Source organism: Mesorhizobium sp. C277A, from assembly GCF_040324395.1.
GTDB lineage: Bacteria > Pseudomonadota > Alphaproteobacteria > Rhizobiales > Rhizobiaceae > Mesorhizobium.
The window spans coordinates 224,074-248,069 of the sequence record NZ_JAMYVW010000002.1; the positions used below are offsets into that span (position 1 = coordinate 224,074).

General features: G+C 62.5%; 25 protein-coding genes. 15 read left to right on the forward strand and 10 right to left on the reverse strand.

Annotated features, from left to right (window positions below; genetic code table 11):
- The first annotated feature begins 14 nt into the window (after positions 1-14).
- The 4 genes from NKK52_RS01140 to NKK52_RS01155 all read left to right on the forward strand — a co-directional run bounded on the left by NKK52_RS01140 (position 15) and on the right by NKK52_RS01155 (position 4,231).
- The gene (locus tag NKK52_RS01140) at positions 15-1,214 is read left to right on the forward strand and encodes a pyridoxal phosphate-dependent aminotransferase (RefSeq protein ID WP_023682727.1); all 1,200 of its coding nucleotides are present in this window, start codon (positions 15-17) and stop codon (positions 1,212-1,214) included.
- 77 nt (positions 1,215-1,291) lie between these two features.
- The gene (locus NKK52_RS01145; protein ID WP_023682726.1) at positions 1,292-2,089 is read left to right on the forward strand and encodes an ABC transporter substrate-binding protein; all 798 of its coding nucleotides are present in this window, start codon (positions 1,292-1,294) and stop codon (positions 2,087-2,089) included.
- A gap of 150 nt (positions 2,090-2,239) precedes the next feature.
- The gene (locus NKK52_RS01150) at positions 2,240-2,914 is read left to right on the forward strand and encodes an amino acid ABC transporter permease (RefSeq protein ID WP_023667812.1); all 675 of its coding nucleotides are present in this window, start codon (positions 2,240-2,242) and stop codon (positions 2,912-2,914) included.
- A gap of 45 nt (positions 2,915-2,959) precedes the next feature.
- Positions 2,960-4,231 carry a cysteine desulfurase-like protein gene (locus NKK52_RS01155; protein WP_023682725.1) on the forward strand — a complete coding sequence of 424 codons (1,272 nt, stop codon included), beginning with the start codon at positions 2,960-2,962 and terminating at the stop codon, positions 4,229-4,231.
- 7 nt (positions 4,232-4,238) lie between these two features.
- On the opposite strand, the gene NKK52_RS01160 is transcribed toward NKK52_RS01155, so the two are convergent.
- From NKK52_RS01160 to NKK52_RS01170, 3 genes are all read right to left on the reverse strand, one after another.
- Positions 4,239-6,200, reverse strand: coding sequence for a 3-hydroxyacyl-CoA dehydrogenase NAD-binding domain-containing protein (locus NKK52_RS01160; RefSeq protein WP_023682724.1), 1,962 nt, complete (start codon positions 6,198-6,200; stop codon positions 4,239-4,241).
- Positions 6,201-6,424: 224 nt separating this feature from the next.
- Positions 6,425-7,402: a UDP-glucuronic acid decarboxylase family protein gene (locus NKK52_RS01165; RefSeq protein ID WP_023667815.1), complete on the reverse strand. Its 978-nt coding sequence runs from the start codon at positions 7,400-7,402 to the stop codon at positions 6,425-6,427.
- Between the two features lie 179 nt (positions 7,403-7,581).
- The gene (locus NKK52_RS01170) at positions 7,582-7,764 is read right to left on the reverse strand and encodes a hypothetical protein (RefSeq protein ID WP_023667816.1); all 183 of its coding nucleotides are present in this window, start codon (positions 7,762-7,764) and stop codon (positions 7,582-7,584) included.
- Positions 7,765-7,866: 102 nt separating this feature from the next.
- Here NKK52_RS01170 and NKK52_RS01175 point away from each other — a divergent pair, with 102 nt between their 5' ends.
- Positions 7,867-9,147: a nucleotide sugar dehydrogenase gene (locus NKK52_RS01175; RefSeq protein ID WP_023682723.1), complete on the forward strand. Its 1,281-nt coding sequence runs from the start codon at positions 7,867-7,869 to the stop codon at positions 9,145-9,147.
- 31 nt (positions 9,148-9,178) lie between these two features.
- On the forward strand, positions 9,179-10,198 hold the full coding sequence (locus NKK52_RS01180; protein ID WP_023695199.1) for an NAD-dependent epimerase: 1,020 nt from the start codon (positions 9,179-9,181) through the stop codon (positions 10,196-10,198).
- Positions 10,199-10,268: 70 nt separating this feature from the next.
- Here NKK52_RS01180 and NKK52_RS01185 read toward each other — a convergent pair whose 3' ends face one another.
- On the reverse strand, positions 10,269-11,048 hold the full coding sequence (locus tag NKK52_RS01185) for an AraC family transcriptional regulator (protein ID WP_245263071.1): 780 nt from the start codon (positions 11,046-11,048) through the stop codon (positions 10,269-10,271).
- A 264-nt stretch (positions 11,049-11,312) separates the two neighbouring features.
- On the opposite strand from NKK52_RS01185, the gene NKK52_RS01190 reads away from it, so the two are divergent.
- Positions 11,313-12,038, forward strand: coding sequence for an SDR family oxidoreductase (locus NKK52_RS01190; protein WP_023682721.1), 726 nt, complete (start codon positions 11,313-11,315; stop codon positions 12,036-12,038).
- Here the strand turns inward: NKK52_RS01190 and NKK52_RS01195 are convergent.
- Together NKK52_RS01195 and NKK52_RS01200 are read right to left on the reverse strand one after the other, a co-directional pair.
- Entirely contained in the window at positions 11,978-12,286 is a 309-nt protein-coding gene (locus NKK52_RS01195; protein ID WP_084633926.1) for a helix-turn-helix domain-containing protein, read from the reverse strand. The genes NKK52_RS01190 and NKK52_RS01195 overlap by 61 nt on opposite strands.
- Positions 12,287-12,376: 90 nt before the next feature.
- Complete coding sequence (locus NKK52_RS01200) at positions 12,377-13,123, reverse strand: IclR family transcriptional regulator (protein ID WP_023682720.1); 747 nt, start codon at positions 13,121-13,123, stop codon at positions 12,377-12,379.
- 94 nt (positions 13,124-13,217) lie between these two features.
- On the opposite strand from NKK52_RS01200, the gene NKK52_RS01205 reads away from it, so the two are divergent.
- Complete coding sequence (locus tag NKK52_RS01205; protein WP_023682719.1) at positions 13,218-13,370, forward strand: hypothetical protein; 153 nt, start codon at positions 13,218-13,220, stop codon at positions 13,368-13,370.
- 20 nt (positions 13,371-13,390) lie between these two features.
- Here the strand turns inward: NKK52_RS01205 and NKK52_RS01210 are convergent, their stop codons facing one another.
- On the reverse strand, positions 13,391-14,260 hold the full coding sequence (locus tag NKK52_RS01210; RefSeq protein WP_023682718.1) for a helix-turn-helix domain-containing protein: 870 nt from the start codon (positions 14,258-14,260) through the stop codon (positions 13,391-13,393).
- A 92-nt stretch (positions 14,261-14,352) separates the two neighbouring features.
- On the opposite strand from NKK52_RS01210, the gene NKK52_RS01215 reads away from it, so the two are divergent.
- Positions 14,353-15,897 carry a 4-hydroxyphenylacetate 3-hydroxylase N-terminal domain-containing protein gene (locus NKK52_RS01215; protein WP_023682717.1) on the forward strand — a complete coding sequence of 515 codons (1,545 nt, stop codon included), beginning with the start codon at positions 14,353-14,355 and terminating at the stop codon, positions 15,895-15,897.
- Between the two features lie 6 nt (positions 15,898-15,903).
- Positions 15,904-16,413 (forward strand): flavin reductase, encoded by a 510-nt coding sequence (locus NKK52_RS01220; RefSeq protein ID WP_023682716.1) that lies wholly within the window; start codon positions 15,904-15,906, stop codon positions 16,411-16,413.
- Between the two features lie 10 nt (positions 16,414-16,423).
- Here NKK52_RS01220 and hpaR read toward each other — a convergent pair whose 3' ends face one another.
- Positions 16,424-16,819 (reverse strand): homoprotocatechuate degradation operon regulator HpaR, encoded by a 396-nt coding sequence (gene hpaR / locus NKK52_RS01225; RefSeq protein WP_245263081.1) that lies wholly within the window; start codon positions 16,817-16,819, stop codon positions 16,424-16,426.
- A 201-nt stretch (positions 16,820-17,020) separates the two neighbouring features.
- On the opposite strand from hpaR, the gene NKK52_RS01230 reads away from it, so the two are divergent.
- The 5 genes from NKK52_RS01230 to hpaH are packed head-to-tail and all read left to right on the forward strand — an operon-like array spanning position 17,021 to position 21,639.
- Entirely contained in the window at positions 17,021-17,407 is a 387-nt protein-coding gene (locus NKK52_RS01230; RefSeq protein ID WP_023682714.1) for a 5-carboxymethyl-2-hydroxymuconate Delta-isomerase, read from the forward strand.
- An 11-nt stretch (positions 17,408-17,418) separates the two neighbouring features.
- A complete protein-coding gene (gene hpaE, locus NKK52_RS01235; protein WP_023682713.1) occupies positions 17,419-18,936 on the forward strand; it encodes a 5-carboxymethyl-2-hydroxymuconate semialdehyde dehydrogenase in 1,518 nt (505 codons plus the stop codon).
- 14 nt (positions 18,937-18,950) lie between these two features.
- Positions 18,951-19,931: a 3,4-dihydroxyphenylacetate 2,3-dioxygenase gene (gene hpaD, locus NKK52_RS01240; RefSeq protein ID WP_023682712.1), complete on the forward strand. Its 981-nt coding sequence runs from the start codon at positions 18,951-18,953 to the stop codon at positions 19,929-19,931.
- A 29-nt stretch (positions 19,932-19,960) separates the two neighbouring features.
- Positions 19,961-20,836, forward strand: coding sequence for a fumarylacetoacetate hydrolase family protein (locus NKK52_RS01245; protein WP_023682711.1), 876 nt, complete (start codon positions 19,961-19,963; stop codon positions 20,834-20,836).
- Entirely contained in the window at positions 20,830-21,639 is an 810-nt protein-coding gene (gene hpaH, locus NKK52_RS01250) for a 2-oxo-hept-4-ene-1,7-dioate hydratase (protein ID WP_023682710.1), read from the forward strand. Before NKK52_RS01245 ends, hpaH begins: the two co-directional genes overlap by 7 nt.
- Before the next feature lie 17 nt (positions 21,640-21,656).
- Here hpaH and NKK52_RS01255 read toward each other — a convergent pair whose 3' ends face one another.
- Complete coding sequence (locus tag NKK52_RS01255) at positions 21,657-22,688, reverse strand: phosphotransferase enzyme family protein (protein ID WP_023682709.1); 1,032 nt, start codon at positions 22,686-22,688, stop codon at positions 21,657-21,659.
- Entirely contained in the window at positions 22,685-23,992 is a 1,308-nt protein-coding gene (locus NKK52_RS01260; protein ID WP_023682708.1) for an aminotransferase class III-fold pyridoxal phosphate-dependent enzyme, read from the reverse strand. The genes NKK52_RS01255 and NKK52_RS01260 overlap by 4 nt, the downstream gene beginning before the upstream one ends.
- Positions 23,993-23,996: the final 4 nt, after the last annotated feature.

A 23,996-nucleotide genomic window follows, 5' to 3' on the forward strand; every position in this document is an offset into this window, starting at 1 on the left:
AGGGGTTTCAGTCCTTGTCGTTCATACTGCCCCAGTCATCGTCCAGCGCGCGTTATGCTTTCGACGGCGTACGTGCCCAGATCCGTGACCTGCACACCGAAAACATTGCCAACCTTGCCGTGCGCGCCCGAGAACTGGGCGACGTGATCGCGCTCTGGTACGGCGAAGGCGACATGGTGACGCCCGCTTTCATCCGCGACGCGGCGAAGGCCGCCTTCGATGAAGGCCAGACGTTCTACGTCCCTAACATGCGTGGGCACCCCCTACTGAACGAGGCGCTGTCGGAATACCAAACGCGCATTCACGGCCGGACGATCCCGATTGCGCGCACCACGGTCACGCCCGGCGGCATGCAGGCGCTGTACCTGGCGCTGGAACTGCTGGTCGATACCGGCAGCAACGTCGTCTATGTCGCGCCGCAATGGCCCAACATCCACAACGCCATCCATCTGATCGGCGGCGAGCCAAGGCCGTTTTCGCTCGACTTCAAGGGCGACTGGCATCTCGATCTCGACCGGCTGTTCGCCACTTGCGATGCGCGCACACGCGCGATCTTCCTGTCGACGCCGTCCAACCCGACCGGCTGGACCGCGTCGCGCGAGGAGATGCAGGCGCTGCTCGACTTCAGCCGGCGCACCGGCATCTGGATCATCTCCGACGAGGTCTATGGCCGGCTCTATTTCGACGGCAATGTTGCTCCTTCCATCCTGCAGATCGCCGAGGATGGCGACCGGGTGCTGTCGGTCAACAGTTTTTCGAAGGCGTGGGCGATGACCGGCTGGCGCATCGGCTGGCTGACGCATCCGTCGGGGGTGGCCGACCAGCTTGGCGCCATGACGCAGTACATCAACAGCGGCACCGCCGCGCCTATCCAGGCAGGCGCTGTCGCCGCCATCCGCCAAGGCGAGCCGCTGGTCGAGGAGATCAGGCAGCGGATCAAAACCGGCCTCGACCTTGCCTATGACAGGCTGGCCCAGATTCCCGGCATCATCCTGCCGACGAAACCGCGCGGAGGCATGTATGCCTTCTTTGCCATGAACGGCGAAAGCGACGCCCGGCAGGCCTGCGCCAGGATACTGGAGACGGCGCGCGTCGGGCTGGCTCCCGGCCACCTCTTTGGAAATTCGGCAGCGGCCTTCCTGCGGATGTGCGTGTGCCGTGAACGCGACCAGATAGCGACCGCGCTCGAGCGCATGGTCGCCGCCATGAATTGACGCCCCGCTGGGAGGTGGGACGGCAACAAACCGTGCGGGAGCAAACCCGCCCGATCAACAACCAGAGGGAACACAAAATGAGCTTCACTCGTCGCAACCTGCTTCTTCTCGCCGCCACGATCGGCATCGCTGCCGGCCCGGCCACCGCCTTTGCCGCCGATGTGCTCAATGTCGGCGCCTACCCGACCAATCCGCCCTTCGAATACAAGAACGAGAGCGGCACTTTCGAGGGCTTTGAAGTCGACATCGTCAACGAAGCGGCCAAGCGTGCCGGCATGACCACCGACATTGCCGACCTCGGCTTCCAGGCGCTGTTCGCGGCTGTCAGTTCCAACCGCATCGATGTCGCGATCTCCTCGATCACCATCACGCCGGAGCGACTGAAAACGCTGTCCTTCACCCAGCCCTATTATGACTCCGACATGGGCATTGCGACGAAGACCGATAGCGCTGTTAACACCGAGGCCGACCTCAAGGGCAAGATCGTCGGCGTGCTTTCAGGCTCGACCGGCGAGACCTGGGTCAAGGCGCATCAGGAGGCTGACGGCTACAGCGACGTGAAGGGCTATGACACGCAGCAGAATCTTCTGCTCGACCTCAGCGCGGGCCGCGTGGACGCCGCCGTCAGCGATATTCCGGGCATGGAATACTCCTTCACCAAGATGAAGGACCTGAAGGTTAAGCAGCGCATCAAGACCGGCGAACAGTACGGCCTGATGATGAGCAAGGACCATCCGCTGCTCGGCAAGCTGAACGACGCGCTGACCGCGATGAAGAAGGACGGAACGCTGGCCGCGATCCACAAGAAGTGGTTCGGCAGCGACGCGCCAGCCGATTCCTCGACGGTCAAGGAAATGCCGCTGCCCAAGGCCTGACCGGCAATGCACTTAAATCGTGCCGGCTCCCAGGCCGGCACGATTCATTTCACGCTCCGGCGCCTGCTGCCACACGGATAGCCTCATCGGAGGCAAGGTCGATTGGTTTTAACTTGAGCATCCTTTGCTCTGGGGTTCGGGAACGCTCCCATGTCGCTGATCGACACCTTCTTCAATCCTGACGTGATCATGTCCAGCCTGCCGGCGCTGTTGCGTGGCTTCCTGAACACGCTGCTGCTCGGCATTTTGAGTATCGGCATCGGCATTCCCATCGGCCTGGGGATCAGCCTGTTGCGGCTCTATGCGCCGAAGCCGCTGCGCTGGCTGGCGGTCGGCTACACCGACATCTTCCGCGCCCTGCCGGTGCTGGTGGTGCTGATCCTGATCTACTATGCGCTGCCCTTCCTCGGCATCCGTCTGTCGTCCTGGGCCTCCGCCGTGACGGCGTTCGCCATCATCATGTCGGCCTATTCGGCAGAAGTGTTCCGCTCCGGCATTGAGAGCATTCCGAAAGGCCAATTCGAGGCAGCACAGGCGCTCGGCCTGCCTTTCCTTTTGACCTTGCGCAAGGTGGTGCTGCCGCAGGCGATCCGCGTCGTCATCCCGCCGATGACCAGCAATTGCGTCTCGATGTTCAAGGACACGTCGCTCGCTTCCACCGTTGCGCTGCCGGAACTGTTGAAGGAAGCGACCAACGCGCAATCGCTCTATGCCAATCCCTCGCCGCTGATCGGCGCCGCTTTGGTCTATCTCATCTTCCTCTGGCCCATGGTCCGCCTCGTCAGCCTGCTCGAAGACCGCTTCAAGACCGAGAAGACGCGCTGACCTCATCAACCGTCCCGCTTCCCAAGCCATTCGCAGGAGATACAGTTGAGCAATTCCCAAGCCGCCGGCGGCTTTCCGGTCGACACCATCCGCGCCATGTTTCCGGCCTTGCAGCGCGCCGGTGATTTCATCTTCATGGACAACGCCGCCGGCGCGCAGATCCCGCAGAGCGTGCTCGACGCGGTGACCAATCACCTGGTCTCGCACAATGTGCAGCGTGGTGGTCGCTATGGGCGCTCGGTCACGGTCGACCAATCGGTTGCGGATGCTCGGACGAGCGTGGCCTTGCTGATCAACGCCTACAGTCCGTCGGAAATCTGCTTCGGCATGAACGCCACCTCGTTCATTCGCCTGGTCAGCCTCGGCATCGGCCAGATGCTGGCCAAGGACACAGAGCGCGACGAGATCGTCATCACCGATATGGACCACGACGCCAACATCGCCACGTGGCTGGCGCTGGAGCCCGCCGGAGCCAAGTTCAAATGGTGGCGCATGCGCGAGGACGGCAACCTGCATGTCGACGACCTCAAGCCGCTGGTTTCCGATCGCACCCGTCTCGTCGCCTGCACGGTGACCGCGCATTCGATCGGCTCGATCGTCGACGTCGCTTCGGTGGCCGCGATCGCGCATGCGGCCGGCGCCGAAGTGTTCCTTGACTGCGTGCATTACGGACCGCACGGGCTGATCGACGTGCAGGCCTGGGACTGTGATTATCTCGTCTGCTCCGGCTACAAGAATTTCTCGCCGCATATGGGCTTTCTGTGGGGCCGCTTCGAAACGCTGAAGCGGCTGCCGACCTTCCGCGAGGATTTCATCCCCGACGAGCCGCCTTACAAGGTCGAGGCAGGCACCTTCATCTACGAGAACGTCTCGGGCATGGATGCCGCAGTGCAGTACCTGGAACTGATCGGCCGCAATCTGGCGCCCTCCAACAACCGCTCGCGGCGCGACAACATCGTTGCCGGCATGGGCGCCATCCGCGATTACGAAGTGCTCCTGGCGCGTGAGATGCTCGCCGTGCTCAAGGGATGCAATGCCACGATCTACGGCGTCGCCGAGGAAGCCCGCATCAACGAACGCGTGCCGACATTCTGCTTCAACATCGGCAAGCTGTCGCCGCAGCGGATCGTCGAGGAAATGGCTGACATGCAGATCGGCATCCGCGACGGCCATATGTATGCGCCCCGGCTGATGAAGCGTCTCAACCTGTCGATGGACAGCGGCGCCATCCGCGCCTCGCTGGTCCATTACAACACGGTCGACGAGGTCAGGCGTTTCGGCGAGGCACTGCGCGCCGTCATCGCAAGGCTGTCGTAGCTGGTCCTTAAACCTCTCCGGCGCGGAACATCGGCCCGCCCTTGTGGGCCGGGAAGCCATAGCCGTTGATCATCACCAGATCGATGTCGGAGGCACGCGCCGCGATGCCTTCGGCAAGCAAGGCCTTGCCCTCTTCGGCCATTGCCGCCAGCAAGCGCGTGACGATCTCATCGGGCGAAAAGCGGCGCGGCACGATGTCCTTGGCCGCCCGAACGGCCTCGATCAGCGCGGCCACTTGCGGGTCGCTCCTGCGCTCGCCGTCGGAATAATCGTACCAGCCGCGCCCGGTCTTGCGGCCGAAGCGGCCGGCCTCGCACAGCCGGTCGGCGATTTCGACATAACGTGCTTGCGGATCGCGCATCGCCGCCTGTCGCTTGCGCCGCGCCCAGGCTATCTCCAGCCCAGCCATATCGTTGACCGCGAAGATCCCCATCGGAAAGCCCCAGGCCTCCAGCGCGGCATCCACCTCATCGGGTGCTGCGCCATCCTCCACCATGAACTCCGCCTCGCGGCGGTAGGCCGAATAGATGCGGTTGCCGATGAAACCCTCGGTAACGCCGCACACGACAGGCAGCTTGCCGAGCTTCCTGACGAAGGCGATCGCCGAGGCGAGCACATCGGGCGCCGTCGCCGCGCAATCCACCACTTCGGTGAGCCGCATGACGTTGGCCGGGGAGAAAAAATGCAGGCCGACGATCCGTTCGGGCCGGGCGGTTGCAGAGGCGATCTCGTCGGGGTTGAGGTAGCTGGTGTTGGTCGCAAGGATGGCGTCCGGGCGGACGATACGTTCGAGCTTCCGGAAGAGTTCGGTTTTTACCGCGAGATCGTCGAACACTGCCTCGATGACCAGATCGGCCTGCACCAGCCTGCCGGCGTCGCTGGCCGCTTCAAACCGGCTCAGCGCCTCCCTGCGCGCATGATCGGTGAGACGGCCGGATTGGACCGACTTGTCGAGAAGCCCGGCGATACGCTCGTATCCTTTTGCCGCGGCGTCGTCGTTCTGCTCGATGCCGATTACGCGATAGCCGGCATTCAAGGCCGAGACCGCGATGCCTGCACCCATCAGGCCGGTTCCGACGATACCGACGGTCTCGACCTTGCGAGGCGTGACACCCTCCAGCCTGTCGACTTTGCTGGCTTGCCTCTCGGCAAAGAAGACGTGGCGCAACGCTGCCGCCTCGCGAGAATCCCGGAGGCGCAGGAAGGTCGCGCGTTCGTGCACAAGACCGTCCTCAAGTCTGGCCGTGGACGCGGCCCGGACCAGTCTCACGGCCTCTGCAGGCGCGATCTGTCCACGGCTGCGGGAAAGCACCTTTCTTGCGGCTGCCGCGTCGGCCTCAGGTTGCGAGCGCGGGACGGAAAGCGCACCCGTGCGCCGCAGCGGTTGGCCAACGAGACGGCGGGCGACATCGAGCGCGCCTTCGGGAAGATCGTCCGCAATGGTATCGATCAGACCGAGAGCGAGAGCTTCGTCGGCATTTGCGGGCCGACCCGTGCCGATCAGGTCAATTGCGGCGACCGTGCCGATGAGGCGGGGCAGGCGTTGGGTTCCGCCGGCCCCGGGCACTAACCCGAGCTTGACCTCGGGCAGGCCGAAGCTGGCCGCCTTGCTGGCCACCCGGTAGTGGCAGGCCAGCGCAATCTCGCAGCCGCCGCCGAGCGCCGCGCCGCCTACTGCCGCGACGATCGGTTTGGCGAAGCTCTCCATCGCTTCGATCACGTCAGGCAGTGTGGGCCCGATAGCGGGCTTGCCGAATTCCTTGATATCGGCGCCACCGATGAAGGTGCGCCCAATGGCGGTCAGCACCACGGCAGACACTTCATCCGACGCCGCACGCCCAAGCGCAGCCATCAGTCCGGCCCTGACATGGAGGGACAGCGCGTTGACCGGCGGATTTTCGATCGTGACGATGAGAACGCCATCGACGATCTTGCCTGTGACACTCTCGGAAAATCGTGCTGTGTTCATGGAGTTTTATTCCGGAACAACGGCAAATCTTCCTCCTCCTTCTGCTCTCCGCCAAATGCCGGTGTCCCGGCTCGGACGGATGAAGCGCCATGGATCTTCAAAATAATTTCAAGCTTAAAATAATTAGAATTCGAAAAACTTCAAGCCTACCGGAGTCGACTGCAAAAGGCGTCGCTACCACGACGGTGATCGGTCAGACTTGACGGTTGCACTGCGGTGCCGGGTCAAGGCGAGTTTGTGGAAACCTTCGGCAGCAGGGCTTTGAAATAGTCGATCGTCTGTTGCAGCCCGGCTTCTAAAGTCACCGTCGGCTCCCAGCCGACAAGCCTTTTGGCAAGGGTGATATCGGGCTGGCGGTGCCGCGGATCGTCTTGCGGAAGATCGCGGTAAATTATATCCGAACCTGATCCGGTCATCTGCGTCGTCAGTTCGGCCAAGCGCCTGATCGTTACTTCCCTTGGATTGCCGATGTTTACTGGACCGGTCACCTCCGGCCCCGTATCCATGAGGCGCAGCATGCCGCTCACCAGGTCGTCGACGTAGCAAAACGACCTTGTCTGTGAGCCGTCGCCGAAAATGGTTATCGGTTCACCACGAAGCGCCTGCACGATGAAATTTGAGACAACCCTGCCGTCTGCCGGGTGCATGCGCGGCCCGAACGTATTGAAAATCCGCGCGACCTTGACCCACAAGCCATGTTGTCGGTGATAGTCGAAGAACAGCGTTTCGGCGCAGCGTTTGCCTTCATCGTAGCATGAGCGCGGCCCGATCGGGTTTACATTGCCCCAGTAACTCTCGGGCTGCGGATGCACAGACGCGTCACCATAGACCTCACTGGTGGAGGCCTGAAAGACTTTGCATTTCAGCCGCTTTGCCAATCCAAGAACATTGATGGCGCCGTGCACGGCGGTCTTGATCGTCTGAACCGGGTCGTACTGGTAGTGAACAGGCGAGGCCGGACACGCCAGGTTGTAAATCTCATCGACTTCGACGTAGAGCGGAAAGGTCACGTCATGGCGCATGAATTCGAAGCGGGGATGCTTGGCCAAATGGTCGATATTGCGCTTTGATCCGGTGAAAAGGTTGTCGACACACAAGATTTCGTCGCCTCGTTCCAACAGGCGGTCAATAAGATGCGAGCCGATAAACCCTGCGCCCCCGGTAACGAGAATGCGTCTGCGGCTGTCATAGAGTCTGGCCAATTTCTGCTCCCAGGCAAATGCTGATCGACCAGATATCGGTCGCCACACGCAGGATACGACGTGTCCGCAGCCAATGCACAAGGACCAAACTGAAATTTCGCAGATCCGCTCGGTGCCGATGCGAATTCCGATCCCGGCATTTGGTTTGATCAGAAGGCACGATTGAGGCCGATAGTGGCCTATGGATTGGCAGCAGAGAATATCAGCCCTGTCGTCAGGGCCGCCGCTGCGTAGATGGCCGGCAGAACCTGACGGTTCACCCCAATCCGCAGCAGAGAGTGGCTCGAAACCCGGTCCTGCTGGATTTTATCCACAACATCGATGGCATCGGCGGATGGCAACATGAAAATGGCAACGACCATTTTTCGTGAGACATTCCTCTTCGCGATAGAGCATCGTTGAATTGGCCAACAGCCTGCCATACAAGCACGTCGGCTCAACAGGTGGCTCGAGGAACCCCACGGATGTCCGAACGCATTGCAGTTATCGGCCTGGGTTATGTCGGCCTGCCGGTAGCCATTGCCTTTGGGAAGGTTTTCCCCGGCACCATAGCTTTTGACATCAGCGAGCGTCGGATCGGGGAATTGCGTGGCGGCGTCGATCGTACGGGGGAAGTTGACGCAACGGCGCTCAAGGAGACCTCGATAGGGCTGACCACCGACCGGGAGATGTTGAAAGGCGCTACTTTCTTCATCGTTGCCGTGCCAACCCCTATCGACGCAAATCGCGCTCCCGATCTAGCTTCTTTGAAACTGGCGTCCGAACTCGTCGGCGAGGCGGTGAGCAAAGGCGCCGTCGTCGTTTTTGAGTCGACAGTCTATCCAGGTGTGACCGAAGATTTCTGTGGGCCGATCATCGAGCAGGTTTCCGGCCTGCGACATCCCCGCGACTTTGCCCTCGGCTATTCGCCCGAACGCGCCAACCCCGGCGATCGAGAACACTCGCTGCAAAAGATCGTCAAAGTCGTCTCCGGCGAGAATAACGAGACGCTGGAGCGCGTCGCGAACGTTTATGGCCGTATCATCGATGCCGGCGTCTACCGCGCCCCGTCGATCAAGGTGGCCGAGGCAGCGAAGGTTATCGAGAACACCCAGCGCGATCTGAACATCGCGCTGATGAACGAACTGGCAATGATCTTCGAGCGGCTCGATATCCGGACGCAGGATGTTCTTGATGCTGCGTCGACGAAATGGAACTTCCTTCCCTTCAAACCGGGGTTCGTCGGCGGCCACTGCATCAGCGTCGATCCATATTATTTGACCGCCAAGGCCGAGGCCGAAGGTTACCATCCGCAGATCATCCTCGCCGGACGTCGCATCAATGACGGCATGGGGGCCTTCGTCGCCCAGCAGGTTGTCAAACGGCTGATTGGTTCTGACACGCCCGTCAAAGGGGCTTCTGTCGGCATTCTCGGGCTGACATTCAAGGAGGACGTGCCGGATTTGCGCAACAGCCGCGTTTTCGACATGGTCAAGGAACTAAGGCAGTTCGGAATTATCCCTAAAGTCCATGATCCCCTTGCCGATGTCGAAACCGCTCGGCGTGATCACGGCGAAACAATCCTGCCGCTCGATGAGATAAACGATTTGCAGGCGCTTGTTCTGGCGGTGCCTCACAGGCAATATCTCACCAACGAAAGAGCGCGTCTTTTTCAAATGATCAGGCCGGGGGGGACACTGTTCGATGTCAAGTCGGCCATCAAGCCCAATGAAGTTCCCGACAACATAAAATACTGGAGCTTGTAAAGCTCGCCTGAAATTAACGCTAGGATATGCAGTGACATCAAGCAGGCCGATACTGATCACCGGCGCAGCCGGGTTCATAGGGTTTCATCTTTGCCTGAGGCTGCTTGCCGAAGGACGCCAGGTTATCGGCCTCGACTCCATGAACGAGTATTATGACGTCAGCCTGAAGCAGGCTCGTCTCGAGCGGCTGAAAGCGTTTTCGAATTTTTGTTTCGAGCATGCCGATCTCACGGAGCGGGACCGTATTTCGGAGCTCTTCCTTTCGGCCGCGCCGGAGGTTGTCGTCAATCTCGCGGCGCAAGCCGGCGTACGCTATTCCATCAGCAATCCGCACGCCTATGTGGAAAGCAACCTCAGCGGCTTTGTCAACATCCTGGAAGGATGCCGGCAGGCCTCCGTCGGCCATCTGGTCTATGCATCGTCGAGTTCGATTTATGGCGGCAGCACCCGCATGCCGTTTTCCGTGCACGATCCGGCGGACCATCCGCTCAGCCTTTACGCCGCAAGCAAGAAGGCGAACGAGCTGATGGCGCACACATACAGCCATCTGTTTGGACTGCCGACCACCGGGCTGCGTTTTTTCACCGTCTATGGTCCGTGGGGGCGGCCGGACATGGCGCTGTTCATCTTCGCCAAGGCTATCCTCGCCGGCGAGCCGATCGAGGTCTTCAACTATGGCAACATGCAGCGGGATTTCACCTATATCGACGACATTGTCGAAGGTATTATCCGCGTCATGCAGCAACCCGCGACACCCAATCCTGAGTGGAAAAGTGTCGCGCCAGACCCAGCGACCAGCAACGCCCCGTTCAGGATTCACAACATCGGCGGCAATTCGCCCGTTCAACTGAACCGATTGATCGAGGTGCTCGAAGACGCGCTGGGACGCAAGGCAAACCGCAACCTCAGGCCACTTCAGCCAGGCGACGTTCCGGCAACTTTCGCCAATGTCAGCTCGCTCGAGGAGGCGACCGGCTTCAAGCCCAAAATCCCGATCGAAATAGGGGTTCCGCGCTTTGTCGAATGGTACCGGGAGTTCTACCGAGCATGATCGGATGCTTCGCCACCTGGAGGCGGCTGGCTCCTGACCAGCCATCGCTGGCGCATGCCGCTCGGAAAACTCAATAAGCCGCAGCCGAACTGGGTGTCGCCTGAAGGCGGTGAATATCTTTCCGGGGCGGCGCACCGAACAGGCGACGATATTCTCGGCTGAACTGCGAAGGGCTGTCATAGCCCACCGCGAACCCGGCCGTGCCTGCGTTTACGCCGCCGGCAAGCATAATCCTTCGCGCCTCCTGCAGGCGCAGCTGCTTCTGGTATTCGAGCGGGGTCATGCGCGTAATCGCCTTGAAATGGGCATGAAGGGACGACGCGCTCATGCCTGATGCCGCCGCAATCTCTTCGATGCGCAGTTGTGCCTGGAAATGATTGCGGATCGTGGCGATGGCGCGGCTGACCTGGTTCAGGTGGCTGTCCACCGACGCCATCTGGCGAAGCGTGTCACCGTGCGGTCCGGCGAGGAGCCGGTAAAGGATTTCGCGTTCGATCAGCGGCGCCAGCACGGTGATGCTCTCGGGGCGATCGAGCAGCCTGACAAGCCGACAGGCGGCATCAATCAGGTCGGGGTCACTTGGATAGGCAGCTAACACCGGCAGATCCCTGCTGGGGGATGCACGTCCTTCTTTCACAAGCAGTTCGGCCAGCGCGGTGGAATCAAAATCTATCTTGCAACAGAGGTAGGGCGCCGCCGGGCTCGCCTCCAACACATGCCCGACCAGCGGCAGGTCGACCGAGACGAGCAGGTAGCTCGATGCGTCATAGACCACGCTCTGGTCGGCCAGCGAGACGCGCTTCGATCCTTGGGCGATTATGCAAAGCGACGCCTCGTAGACCGCAGGCACGGGTGCACTGGCTGGTTGGCGCGAATGAGCGACAGCCGCGGCACCGCAGTGCCGGCCATGCCAGATTTCGGCGCAAAGCGGGTGATCAGCTCGGCGAGTTCATTGATTTTCTCCATGCCGCATAAATCTTCATGGCGCGAAATGTTGCAAGGCATTTCGAGTTCATTTCGAGGATCGTGCAAACTCTTTGGACGATCACGCTACCGCCCTTTGCCGGTTCGCCGCCATCTATCTCCCCGTCACCGCAGCGAAAAAGGAACGATCATGACGGGACTTAAAGACAAGGTTGTACTCATCACCGGCGCCTCCAGCGGCATCGGCGAAGCGACGGTTCGGGAACTTGCCGGTGCCGGCGCCAGACTGTTCATCGGGGCCCGCCGCACCGAGCGGCTCAAGGCGCTGGCCGCAGAAATAGGCAAAGGCGTCGCGTGGCGCGAACTCGACGTGACTGACGCGGCGAATTTCGACGCCTTTGCCGATGCCGCTCATGCCGAATTCGGGCAGATCGATGTGCTGGTCAACAATGCCGGCGTCATGCCGCTGTCGCCGCTTGCCGCGCTGAAGCGCGATGAGTGGTCTCGCATGATCAATGTCAACATCGGCGGCGTGCTGAACGGGATCGCCGCGGTGCTGCCGCGCTTCGTCGCCCAGAAGAATGGGCATATCGTCAATGTCGCCTCGGTCGGTGCGCATATCGTGCTGCCCACCGCGGCGGTCTATTGCGGCACGAAATATGCCGTCTGGGCAATCACCGAGGGGCTGCGGCAGGAGCATGACGACATCCGCGCCACGATCATCTCCCCCGGAGTGACCGCAACCGAACTAGGCGACGATATCAGCGATCCTCAGGTCGCCACGGCTCTGAAAGAATGGCGGCAGAAGTCGCTCACACCGGACGCCATTGCACGGGCGATCCGTTTTGCGCTTGATCAACCCGATGGCGTGGACGTCAACGAAGTGATCGTGCGGCCAACCGCTGCCAATATGTAGAACTTGCTGCCGGATGCCGGCTTTCGGCGAGCTAGGGCGCTCTCCGAGATCCGGCAAACGGCCCACCCCTTAATGCACCCGCCCTCAGCCTCTGGCGCAACTCCCGCGCGGGCCACATCGTACCGGCTCTCGAACGCGCGCGAAAAATGCGCACTCGAATTGAACCCGCAAGCAAAGGCGATTTCCGAGATCGTGGGCGACGCTCGGGCGGGCGACAACAATTCTTCCTTGCTGCGCTCCAGCCGCATGCCCAGACGAAGCGTTCCGGTGTCGCGGCAAGGCCGGTGCGCCGCTGGGAACTTAACCCGCTAATCATCTCCCCTGCGACGGTAGAGATGTCAGGCTTCGCCGGCCAGGCGCGCTGAAATCAGCCGCGCCGCCTTGATCACCGCTTCGCCCTGGCTGGCCGCCATGCTGTCATCGGCGCGTGACACAGGCGAGGCCACCGCGAGCGCACCGAGAGGACGGCCATCGGAGCCGAGGATTGCCGCGGCTATGCTGTGCACGCCTTCTTCATAGCCTTGGGAGCTCGAGGAATAGCCGCGCTTGGCGGCAAGCCGGATCGCCTTCATCAGCCTGTCGGGCTGCGTCACCGTGTGTGGCGTGAAGGTCGGCAACGGCTTGTCGACATAGGCCTCGGCCGCTCCCCGAGGCGAAGCGGCGAGAAAGGCGATGCCGGAGGCGGTGCCGTGCAAGGGCAGCACCTGGCCGACATCGACATTGACCCGGTTGGCCTTTGCCGACAGCTCGACATGGACCGTCAGCAGTGCGCCGGCGCTGAATTCCGACAGATGCACCGTCTCGCCGGTTTCCAGCGCCAGCTCGCGAACCACAGGTGCTGCCACGCGCACGAAGGGAAAATGCGCGTCGCGAAAGCGGGCCAGCCGCGACAGGCCGGCGCCGAGCCGGTAGCGGCGGCTTGCCGGCTCCTGTTCGATCAAGCGGTGGTTGGCCAGCGCCATCAGCAGGCGCCGCGCCGTCGCCTTGTCGAGGCCGGTTTTGCGGGCGAGCTCGGACAGGCCGATCTCCGGTTCGCCGAGCGTGAACTGTTCCAACAGCGATATCGCTTTGCCGACTGTGCTCATCGTGCATCCTCAAGATACTTCGCATGGGACGGAAGCCAATCCACCTTGCAGTCCGCTCATAGCACATAAAATGGTGGTTCAAATAACGAACCGTATGGAAGCGACAAAAAACACCAGCAAGTTTCGCGGCGACATCAATCTCGATGCGCGCGCCGTGCGGGGGGTGATGCTGCGCGGCAACACCTATCAACAGGTGGATCAACTCGGCGGCGCCGTGCCTGGCCGGCGTGTCGGCCCAAACGCCTGATCCTGGCCGGCGCGGAAGCTTCAACTCTGCCCCAGCTGCGCGCGGCGCCAGGCGGCGGGCGCCTGGCCAACCCGCTCCCGGAAGAAGCGTGAGAAATAGGCCGGATCGTCGAAGCCGATTTCGTAGGCGATGTCCTCGACGGTGCGCACGGTGAACAGCAGCAAGCGCTTGGCCTCCAGCAACCGTCGCTCGCTGATGAGTCGCTTGACGCCGCTGCCAAGCACCCTATGGGCGGCCTTGTCGAGAAGATGCGGTGTCGTGGCCAGCGCCTCGACGTAGCGGTCGACGGGCCAGTTGTCGCGGAAATGCGCATCGACCAGACGGCGCAAGCCGCGCGCCAATGCAGCATCGGAAGAACCGGTGGCATCCTTCACCTCGGGACCAAGGCGCGCGATCTGCGAGAGCGCGACGGCAATCAGCGCCGGCAGGGTCTTGTCACTCCCGGCCTGCGCCTCGGCATATTCCGTGGCGATCATCTCCAGCACCGCCGCAAGCCTTTTCCACGCGACGTGCTGAGGAAGGCTATCGGCAAAGACCGGCCGGTCCAATGGCAGCAGGCTGTGAGCGGCTATTGCCGCAAGCGCATCATCGGCGACCGAAACGACGATGGCGTCGGTGCCGGGCCCGATCGAGAAGCCATGCACGATGGTGCTCGGCACGAAGCTGACGGCCGGTGCCGAAAAGTCCCAGGATTGGTCTTCGATGCGGTAGGTGCCGGAGCCGCTGGTCCAGTAGGTGATCTGGCCCATTTGCGGATGCTTGTGCGCGGCAACCTGGCCGAGATGAATATTGCTGCGCGCAAGCACCGTCTCGACATGCAGGAAGCCGACATCGAGCGGCCGCACCGGCTCGCCATAGACAAAGAAATCAGGAATGGAATTGAGGCTCATGGCGCCGGAAAAAGTCCAATCGGTTTTGCCGTTACGTCCTAACCGATCCTTGCCAGGAGCGCTAGAGTTGATGCCATAAGTGGAGGAACATCATGCGATCGGAAGACTTTCGTGCCGACAATGGGCGCCCGTTCACCGGGGCCGAGTATATGGGGAGCCTGCGCGACGGCCGCGAGGTCTACATCAACGGCGAGCGCATTGCCGATGTCACCACCCATCCGGCGATGCGCAATTCGGTGCGGTCGCTGGCGCGCCTCTATGATGCGCTGCACGATCCCAAGCGGCAGGGCACGCTGACCTCGCCTACCGATACCGGTTCGGGCGGCTACACCCACAAATATTTCCGCGTCGCCAAATCCTCCGGCGAACTCGCGGCCCAGCAGACCGCGATCGCCGAGTGGTCACGCATGTCCTATGGCTGGATGGGCCGCACGCCCGATTATAAGGCGGCACTGATGAACACGCTCGGCGCCAATGCCGACTGGTACGGCCCGTTCAAGGACAATGCGCTCGCCTGGCACAAGCGTGCGCAGGAAGCCGTGCTGTTCATGAACCACGCCATCGTCAACCCGCCGATCGACCGCCACAAGCCGGCCGAACAGGTGAAGGATGTCTTCGTCCACATCACCAAGGAGACCGACGCCGGCATCTATGTCTCCGGCGCCAAGGTGGTGGCGACGTCCTCGGCGCTGACCCACTACAATTTCCTGGCGCAGAGTTCGGCGACGGTCACCGAAGATCCGTCGCTGTCGGTCATGTTCATCGTGCCGATGAATGCGCCGGGGGTAAAGATGTTCTGCCGCGTCTCCTATGAGCAGACGGCCAACACGGCGGCGGCTCCGTTCGACTATCCGTTGTCGTCGCGCTTCGACGAGAACGATGCCATCCTGGTGCTCGACAATGTCTTCATCCCCTGGGAGGACGTGCTGGTGCTGCGCGAGGCGCAGAAAATCCTGTCCTTCCATCCGGCTTCGGGCTTCATGCATGGCTATTGCTTCCAGGGCTGCACACGCTTTGCCGTCAAGCTCGACTTCCTCGCCGGCCTGCTGGCAAAGGCGCTGCGCGCCACCGGCGGCGATGCCTTCCGCGGCAACCAGGCGGCGCTGGGCGAGGTGATCGCGCTCAGGCACATGTTCTGGAGTTTCTCCAACGCCATGGCCTACAATCCGATCCCCTGGGCGAATGGCGCTGTCCTGCCCAACCTGGAAGCAGCCCTTGCCTACCGGACTTTCATGTCGGAAGCCTATCCGCGCGTCATCGACACGGTGCGCCGGGTGATCGCTTCTGGGTTGATCTACCTGCCGTCATCGGTGCGCGACTTCAACAATCCCGAGATCGACAAATACCTCGCGCAGTATGTGCGCGGTTCCAACGACATGGGCCATGTCGAGCGCATCAAGATCATGAAACTGTTGTGGGACGCGACCGGCACCGAGTTCGGCGGCCGCCACGCGCTCTACGAACTCAACTATGCCGGTGCGCCGGAAGAGGTGCGGCTGCAGGTGCTGAAGGGCGCCGAACGCGGCGGCCGGCTGAAGGCCATGGAAGAACTGGTCGATACCTGCATGGCCGACTATGACGAGAATGGCTGGACGGGAGATACCTGGCTCAATCCGCTCGCTTCATCGGCTGGGTGATGTCAGATGGCCACGCAGATTTCGAAGGCCGATTTCCGCGACGCCATGGCAAGGGTCTGCGCGCCGGTCAACATCGTCACGACAGATGGCCCGGCCGGGCGCGGCGGCTTCACCGCCACCGCCATGTGCAGTGTGTCGGACGAACCTCCGACACTGCTGGTGTGCATGAACGGACGCTCGGCGCAGGCGGCCATGTTCCTCGCCAACCGGCGCTTCTGCGTCAACGTGCTGACGCATGACCATATGCACCTGGCCGGCAAGTTCGCCGGCGCGACCAGGGACATGGAGGCACGCTATTCGGCGGCGCGCTGGCAAACGCTGACCTCGGGGACGCCGGCGCTGTCCGATGCGATCGTCAATTTCGATTGCGAGATCGAGGATGTGCACATCGTCGGCACGCATAATGTCATGATCGGCCGCGTTATCGACGTCAGGCACGGCAGCGGCGGCTCGGCCTTGCTCTATGTCGACCGCAATTACACGCAGCCGACGCGGCTTGGCAGCTTTGGCGGCTGAGCCGCAGCAATCAGATCTCGCCGGCGATCAGGCTCTCCAGCAGATCGAGCAATTGCTCGAGCCTCTCATGTCCGAAGCGCTGTTCGATGTCGCGGTAGATGACGAGGCGTTCCGGCGACAAGGCATCGATCAGGGCGGAACCCGCCGGGGCGATCGTCAGCACGACACGGCGGCCATCGCCTTCCGCCTTGTTGCGGGTGATGAATTTTCGGCCCTCGAGCGTCTTGATGATGCGTGTCAGGCTGGGCGGCAGCACCGAAGCGCGATCGGCAAGTTCCGTCGCCTCGACAGGGCCGGCCTCGCTCAGAACGCGCAGCACGCGCCATTGCTGTTCGGTCACATCATGCGCCGCCAGCATTGGACGAAACCGCGCCATCACCACTTCGCGGGCATGGAGCAGCGCCATCGGCAGAGAACGACGGGTGTTTTCAGGCAGCAAGAAGCAGCGTCCCCAATGATGCGGGCGGTCGGCGGGACCGCACGCCAAAACCTGACCTTTCCATCCCGTATCGTCGCCTCAACTTGGATGCAAGGCTTGACTTCAGTGATGCTGCATGTAATTAACGCGTTAACTACAGCAGTGGAACAATCCGGGGAACGAGACGCGGTGCCTCACTTTTCCATCGAGTATTCGGCCAACCTCGATGCCAAGGTCGACATGAGCGAATTGTGCGCGCTGGTGTTGCGCACCGTGCTCGGCACCGGGCTGTTTGAAACCGGCGCGGTGCGGGTGCGGGCCTTCCGCGCGGAGGCCTATGCGATCGCCGACAGCTTACCGGAAAACGCCTTTCTCGACATGTCGTTTCGCATTGGAACCGGCCGCAGTGCCGAGGACAAGAAACGAACCGGGGAGGCGGTCTTCTCCGCCGTGAGCGAATACCTCGCCCCCCTGTTCGAGACCCCGCATTTCGCTCTTTCCCTGGAGATCAGGGAAATCGATCCGGTCCTGAGCTGGAAGAAAAATGCAATCCACGCGCGACTGCGCGGCAAGTGACGGAAGCTGATATGTCCGACCTCGAAGGCAATCTGAAAAAGGCCGAGGCCTATCTGGCCCGTTTCAAGCGCGACGGCGTGCTGAACCAGATCGGCGGCGAAGCGGTGCCGGCGGTGGATGGCTCGACCTTCGAGACCATGTCGCCGGTCGATCTCAAGCCGCTGGCCAAGGTCGCGCGTGGCAGTGCCGCCGATATCGACCGCGCCGCCAAGGCGGCAAAGGCGGCGTTCCCGCCTTGGGCCGCCATGCCGGGCGACGGGCGCAAGAAGCTGCTGCACAAGATAGCCGATGCGATCGAAGCGCGCGCCGAGGAGATCGCCTTCGTCGAGTGCATGGACACCGGCCAGGCGCTGAAATTCATGGCCAAGGCCGCGCTGCGCGGCGCCGAGAATTTCCGCTTCTTCGCCGACCGCGCGCCGGAAGCGCGCGACGGCGAGACGCTGCGCACGACAGGCCAGGTCAACATCACCACGCGCGTGCCGATCGGCCCGGTCGGCATCATCACGCCATGGAACACGCCGTTCATGCTGTCGACATGGAAGATCGCGCCGGCGCTGGCGGCAGGCTGCACCGTCGTCCACAAGCCGGCCGAATTTTCGCCGCTGACCGCTCGCCTGCTGGTCGAGATCGCCGAGGAGGCCGGCCTGCCGAAAGGCGTGTGGAACCTGGTCAACGGCCTCGGCGAGCACGCCGGCAAGGCGCTGACCGAGCACCCTGACATCAAGGCGATCGGTTTTGTCGGTGAGAGCCGCACCGGCTCGATGATCATGAAACAGGGCGCCGATACGCTGAAGCGCGTGCATTTCGAACTGGGCGGGAAGAACCCGGTGATCGTCTTCGCCGACGCCGATCTCGAACGTGCGGCGGATGCGGCCGTGTTCATGATCTACTCGCTCAACGGCGAACGCTGCACCTCATCGTCGCGGCTTCTGGTCGAAGCCTCGGTCTACGACACATTCACGGATCTGGTTGCGGAGAAGGCAAAGCGCATCAAGGTTGGCCATCCGCTCGATCCCAAAACGGTGGTTGGTCCGCTGATCCATCCGGTGCACGAGGAAAAGGTGCTTTCCTTTATCGAGATCGGCAAATCGGAAGGCGCGGTGGTAGCCGCCGGCGGCGGCAAGTTCGCCGGTCCGGGCGGTGGCTGCTATGTCAGCCCGACGCTGTTTACCGGCGCCACCAACAGGATGCGCATTGCCCAGGAAGAGATTTTCGGGCCGGTGCTGACCGCCATTTCCTTCAAGGACGAGGCCGAAGCGCTGGCGCTGGCCAACGACACCCAATACGGCCTGACCGGCTATCTCTGGACGTCGGATGTTACCCGCGCCTTCCGCTTCACCGATGCGCTGGACGCCGGCATGATCTGGGTCAATTCGGAGAATGTGCGGCATTTGCCGACGCCGTTCGGCGGCGTCAAGAATTCCGGCATCGGCCGCGACGGCGGCGACCATTCCTTCGATTTCTACATGGAGACGAAGAACATCGCCTTCGCCACTTCAGCGCACACGATCCAGAAGCTCGGCGGCTGACCGGAGGACATCGCATGCCACTGCCCAAACCAAACCTCTATCCCGCCTTCAACATCGTGCGCCTCAGCCATGTCGAACTGGCGGTCACCGACCTTGCGAAATCCCGCGCCTTCTATGTCGACACGCTTGGCCTGCAGGTTACCGACGAGACATCGGACGCCATCTATCTAAGGGCCCTGGAAGAGCGCGGACACCACTGCATCGTGCTGAAGAAGGCCGGCAGCGCCGAAGCCCGCGATCTCGGCTTCAAGGTGTTTTCGGATGAGGATCTCGACAAGGCCGAGCATTTCTTCAAGGCAAAAGGCCTGCCGGTCGAGTGGGTCGAGCGACCGTACCAGTCGCGCACCTTCCGCACCCGCGACCCGCACGGCATTCCGCTCGAGTTCTTTGCCCAAATGGAAAGGCTGCCGCCGATTCATCAGAAATATGCGCTCTACAAGGGCGTGAAGCCGCTGCGCATCGACCACTTCAACTGCTTCTCGCCCAATGTCGACGAGTCCGTCGCCTTCTACAACGAGCTTGGCTTCCGCGTCACCGAATACACCGAGGATGCCAGTAGCGGAAAGCTGTGGGCGGCCTGGACGCACCGCAAGGGCGGTGTCCACGACATCGCCTTCACCAACGGTGTGGGTCCGCGCCTGCATCACGTCGCCTTCTGGGTGCCGACACCGCTCAACATCATCGACCTGCTCGATCTGATGGCGACGACCGGTTACCTCGCAAACATCGAGCGCGGCCCAGGCCGGCATGGCATTTCCAACGCCTTCTTCCTTTATGTCCGCGACCCGGACAATCACCGCATCGAGATCTACTGCTCGGACTACCAGACGGTCGATCCGGATCTGGAGCCGATCAAATGGGACCTCAAGGACCCGCAGCGCCAGACGCTATGGGGCGCGCCGGCGCCGAAAAGCTGGTTCGAGGAGGGCAGCACCTTTGCCGGCGCGGCCGCACGCCAACCGGATTTGACGGCATCGCCGATCATCGCACCGTGACCACAGACGCGAACCTGACGGAGACCGGGATGACTGCACATGGGCGGCTCGCCACCTTCACCGTCGGCGGCAACACGCGCTATGGCGTGGTCACAGATAAGGGCGTCGTCGACCTGTCGGCGCGGCACAGCCAGTGGCCGACGCTGCGCGAAGTGATCGAGGCCGGCGTGCTACGGCGGCTGGCGGAAGAGGCCGAAGCCTACGCCGTCGATTTTCCAGTCGGCGCCATCGCTTATGAAATCCCTGTGCCGTCGCCGGAAAAGATCATCTGCGTCGGCGTCAACTACCCGGACCGCAACGAAGAGTACAAGGACGGCCAGGCCGCGCCTTCCAACCCATCGCTGTTCATCCGCTTCCCCCGCTCCTTCGTCGGCCACGACGCGCCGCTGGTGCGGCCGCCGGAATCGCCGCAGCTGGACTATGAGGGCGAGATCGTCATCGTCATCGGCAAGGGTGGACGACGCATCGCCGAGAGGGATGCGCTTGACCATATCGCGGCACTATCCCTGTGCAACGAAGGCACCATTCGCGATTGGGTACGGCACGCCAAGTTCAACGTCACGCAGGGCAAGAATTTCGACCGCACCGGCTCGCTCGGTCCGTGGCTGGTGCCGTTCACCGACGAGGCGCAGATTGCCGACATCGCGCTGACCACCCGCGTCAATGGCGAATTGCGCCAGCAGGACCGCACCAGCCGGATGATCTTCTCGTTCCGCAAGATCATCTCCTATGTCTCCACCTTCACCACGCTGGTGCCAGGCGATTTCATCGTCACCGGTACGCCGACCGGCGCCGGCGCCCGCTTCGACCCGCCGATCTGGCTGAAGCCGGGCGACGTGATCGAAGTCGAAGCCGACGGCATCGGCGTGCTCCGCAACGGCGTCGTCGACGAGGTAGCATCGTGACCCCCGAGCAAGCTGAAGATGCCGCGGCAAGGCTGTTCGAAGCCGAGCGTTCGCGCCGCCAGATCCGTCTGCTCAGCCTCGATTTTCCCGACGCGACGATGGAGGATGCCTATCGCGTCCAGGCAGCGCTGGTGAAACGCAAGACCGATGCCGGGCTGACCCCGAAGGGCTGGAAGATCGGCCTGACATCGAAGGCGATGCAATATGCGCTCGCCATCGACACGCCGGATTCGGGCGTGCTGTTCGACGACATGTTCTTCAACGACGGCGCGACGATACCCGTCGGCCGCTTCATCCAGCCGCGCGTCGAGGCCGAGATAGCCTTCGTCATGAAGGCGCCGCTGAGGGGCCCAGGCGTGACCATCTTCGACGTGCTCAACGCCACCGATTATATCACGCCGGCGCTCGAAATCCTCGACACGCGCATCGAACGCGTCAATGCCGAGACAAAGAAGGCGCGCACTTTCTTCGATACGATTTCCGACAACGCCGCCAATGCCGGCATTGTCATCGGCGGCCGGCCGCAACGACCCGATGAAGCCGATATGCGCTGGATCGGCGCCATCGTCTCGCGCAATGCGGAGGTCGAGGAGACCGGGCTTGGCGCCGGCGTGCTCAACCATCCGGCGATGGGCATTGCCTGGCTGGCGGACAGGCTCGCCCGCTACGGCATGTCCATCGCGGCCGGCGAGGTGGTGCTGTCCGGATCGTTTGTGCGCCCGGTCGAGGCGCGGCCCGGCGATACCATCGTCGCCGACTTCGGCAGCTCGGGAACGGTCAGTATCCATTTCGCCAAGAGCTGACGGCTCTCATCGGCTCGTCAGTTGGGCTGTTCGCCGCGCAGGTAGTCAATCACCACATCGGCTGCGATGGTCGACATCCGCAAGCCGACATCCCTGGTGATGTCGCCTTCGACGCGGCTTTGCACCCAGCCAAGAAACGCGAAGGCACGCAAGGCGGCGAATAGAGGCAATGCGGCGATGTCCTGCGGGATCAGCGCACGCTCTTCCTGGTAGCCGTCAAGCAAAGCGGTTTCGATCAGCGGGTAGATCGCCTCCTCGCGGTTCTGGTAGAGGGCGACGGCAAGGTCGTACATGTGCCAGCCATGGCCGCAATCGTCGAAATCGATGATGCGCACCGCGCTGTCATGGATGAGCACATTTTCGCGCACCAGATCGGCGTGGATGATGCCGAAATTGCGCGCGCTGCGCTCATGTTCCGACAGCGCCTTCACTGCCTTGTCGCGCGCCTGCAAGACCAGCGCGCGGCGAGGACCATCGAGAAAGGGCGAGGTCTCGAACCGGCCCCAGACCGGGTTCGCACCGAAGAAGCCGTCGAAGTCCCAGGCATGGCGGACGAAGCCCGCGGGCGGCGTCCACGAGGCAGTGACATTGTGCATATGGGCGATGGTCCGCCCGATCGCCGTGAAGATCTGGACCGACTGGTCGGGCGTGTAGACCAGTGGCACGCCGCGTGCGCCCACGGCGCGCCCCTCCAGCCAACTCAGGCAATCGGCCTGCCGGGGCTGCGCCGAGGTGGCCGTGCTGACAAGCACGAACGGATCGCCGGCCTGTGTTGCGACGCAAGACGGCGTGGCGACGCCGGCGGATTGCAGGAAGCCCATCCATTGCAGTTCCGAACGCAGCGCGGCGTCCGTGTGGTAGCCGAGCCGGTGGATGCGCATGGCTGCCGGCTGGCCGTCCGGCAGCCGCACGCGGAAGACGGCGTTCTCGCGGTGCTTCAGAAGTTCCGGCTCAGAATTGCGGGCGCCCCAATGTTCGAGCGCACGCTTGGCGAGCTCCGTGACATCGGCTGCCGTTTCGGGCTCGGATTGGGTGCAAACAGAATTCACGCCGGCACTCCGCCGACTTCACCCAGCACCTCGTCCAGCAGGCCGATCAGGAAATCGGCATTGTCGCGCGAGAACGGCATGGGCGGGCGGATCTTGAGCACATTGCCGTGGATGCCGGTCTTGCCCATCAGCACGCCGCGATGACGCATGCGGTTGGCGACCTGCTCGGCAATGTCGGGCGCCGGTTCGCGCGTGTCGCGGTCGTGGACCAGTTCGGCGCCGAAGAACAGTCCGGCGCCCCTGACCTCGCCGATGCACTCATGCCGGTCGGCCAGCGGGCGCAGCAGGCCGAGCGCATAGGCGCCGACGTCTTGCGCGTTGGCGACAAGGTTTTCCTGTTCGATGACGTCGAGGACGGCATTGGCGACCGCGCAGGAGACCGGGTTGCCGCCAAAGGTGTTGAAGTAGCGGAAAGCGTCGCGGAAGGTCGCCAGTATCTCCTTGGTGGTGACCACGGCCGCGATCGGATGGCCATTGCCCATCGGCTTGCCCATGGTGACGATGTCGGGGACGAAGCCGGCGCGCTGATGGCCCCAGAAATGGCTGCCGGTGCGGCCGAAGCCGGGCTGCACTTCGTCGGCGATGACCAGACCACCGGCTTCGCGCACGGCCCCCAAGGCGTCGTCGAAAAATCCGGTGGGCAGAGCCGGGAAACCTTCATTGGCGAGCAGCGGACACAAGATGATGCCAGACAGGCCAATGCCATCCTGTGCGAGCGAGGCGATCGCTTGACGCACGGCGTCGCCAAAGGCCTTGCCATTGGCCATCGCATCGGGATGGCGATAGCTGTCGGGGGCCGGCACCAGCCTGACATGGGGGGCGCGGCCGCGGATCGGAGGCATGCGCGTGCTCAGCTGCGAAACCGCCGTCGTGTTGCCATGATAGGTGGCGTCGGTGGCGATGATGCCCATATTGCCGGAGGCGGCCTGCGCCATGCGCAGCGCGATGTCGTTGGCCTCGCTGCCGGTGCAGGTCAGGATTGCGGTGGCGAGGCTTGCATTGAAGGTCGCCGTCAGCCGCTCGACATAGTCGAGAATTGCGGTGTGCAGATAGCGTGTGTGGGTGTTGAGCAGGCTTGCCTGACGGCACAAGGCCTCGACCACATGCGGGTGGCAATGGCCGACATGGGCGACGTTGTTGTAGGCATCGAGATACTTGCGGCCGTCGGCATCGTAGAGCCAGACGCCTTCGCCGCGCACCAGGTGCACGGGCTCGTCGTAGAACAATTGCGATTTCGCGCCGAGCAGGCGGGCACGCCGCTTGACGAGCGCTTCCTCGCTCGGGTTCTTCTCAGATTGGGTCATTGCG

Bases quoted from the DNA above. Each gene is read 5' to 3' on its own strand.
- NKK52_RS01190 (WP_023682721.1), top strand. From the start codon at position 11,313: ATGACGGGACTTAAAGACAAGGTTGTACTCATCACCGGCGCCTCCAGC.
- NKK52_RS01175 (WP_023682723.1), top strand. From the start codon at position 7,867: ATGTCCGAACGCATTGCAGTTATCGGCCTGGGTTATGTCGGCCTGCCG.
- NKK52_RS01260 (WP_023682708.1), bottom strand. From the start codon at position 23,992: ATGACCCAATCTGAGAAGAACCCGAGCGAGGAAGCGCTCGTCAAGCGG.
- NKK52_RS01210 (WP_023682718.1), bottom strand. From the start codon at position 14,260: ATGAGCCTCAATTCCATTCCTGATTTCTTTGTCTATGGCGAGCCGGTG.
- NKK52_RS01200 (WP_023682720.1), bottom strand. From the start codon at position 13,123: ATGAGCACAGTCGGCAAAGCGATATCGCTGTTGGAACAGTTCACGCTC.
- hpaD (WP_023682712.1), top strand. From the start codon at position 18,951: ATGCCACTGCCCAAACCAAACCTCTATCCCGCCTTCAACATCGTGCGC.
- hpaE (WP_023682713.1), top strand. From the start codon at position 17,419: ATGTCCGACCTCGAAGGCAATCTGAAAAAGGCCGAGGCCTATCTGGCC.
- NKK52_RS01245 (WP_023682711.1), top strand. From the start codon at position 19,961: ATGACTGCACATGGGCGGCTCGCCACCTTCACCGTCGGCGGCAACACG.
- NKK52_RS01150 (WP_023667812.1), top strand. From the start codon at position 2,240: ATGTCGCTGATCGACACCTTCTTCAATCCTGACGTGATCATGTCCAGC.
- NKK52_RS01220 (WP_023682716.1), top strand. From the start codon at position 15,904: ATGGCCACGCAGATTTCGAAGGCCGATTTCCGCGACGCCATGGCAAGG.
- NKK52_RS01170 (WP_023667816.1), bottom strand. From the start codon at position 7,764: ATGGTCGTTGCCATTTTCATGTTGCCATCCGCCGATGCCATCGATGTT.
- NKK52_RS01215 (WP_023682717.1), top strand. From the start codon at position 14,353: ATGCGATCGGAAGACTTTCGTGCCGACAATGGGCGCCCGTTCACCGGG.
- NKK52_RS01145 (WP_023682726.1), top strand. From the start codon at position 1,292: ATGAGCTTCACTCGTCGCAACCTGCTTCTTCTCGCCGCCACGATCGGC.
- NKK52_RS01195 (WP_084633926.1), bottom strand. From the start codon at position 12,286: ATGCGGCTGGAGCGCAGCAAGGAAGAATTGTTGTCGCCCGCCCGAGCG.
- hpaR (WP_245263081.1), bottom strand. From the start codon at position 16,819: ATGGCGCTGCTCCATGCCCGCGAAGTGGTGATGGCGCGGTTTCGTCCA.
- NKK52_RS01205 (WP_023682719.1), top strand. From the start codon at position 13,218: ATGGAAGCGACAAAAAACACCAGCAAGTTTCGCGGCGACATCAATCTC.
- NKK52_RS01160 (WP_023682724.1), bottom strand. From the start codon at position 6,200: ATGAACACAGCACGATTTTCCGAGAGTGTCACAGGCAAGATCGTCGAT.